Genomic DNA, 559 nt, shown 5'->3' with positions numbered 1-559 from the left:
ACTTACGTTAAAGAGAACAAGATCAATTACGACATCTATCAACAATCAAGCTTCCAAGAAAAATGGGCTCACTTAGATGTAGTGACTCACAGTGATGTACTCGCATTTGAGATAAAGCCATGTTCGCTCGCCATGTCTGAACATTTAGACATCGGTGAAGGTGAGATGGTGTTCTATGTAAAACGTGTTCGCCATATGGATAACAGCCCAATCACCGTTGAAGAAACTTGGCTACCAGTTAACTTATTCCCAGACCTTACCTATCAGGTAATGCAGAAGTCGAAATATGACTTCATCGAAAAAACAAAGGGAATGGTGATCGATCGCAGTGAACAAGAGCTGGTCCCGGTTCTACCACCAGCCGATGTGGCCGAACAACTCGGGATTGATCCAGCACAACCGATCATTGAAAAACGAACTCGTGGCTATTTGGCTGATGACACAGTATTTGAATACAGTCGTAACTACTTTACGTCCAACGATTACCGCTTCACACTAGTTGCGAAGAGACAGCGTCAAGCATAGTAAAGTTTGTCTTCTAAATAATGAGCTCTCGATC

At 42.9% G+C, this 559-nt stretch carries 1 protein-coding gene; it reads left to right on the top strand.

Annotated elements, in window-relative coordinates:
• The coding region (locus KIV40_RS35160; protein ID WP_285354114.1) for a UTRA domain-containing protein at positions 1 to 525 on the top strand (525 nt) is incomplete at its 5' end.
• Positions 526 to 559: the final 34 nt, after the last annotated feature.

The sequence above is a fragment of the Vibrio sp. D173a genome (genome assembly GCF_030248475.1).
Note: the sequence above shows the minus strand (reverse complement) of the source record. Positions and strands in the feature narration are given on the sequence as shown.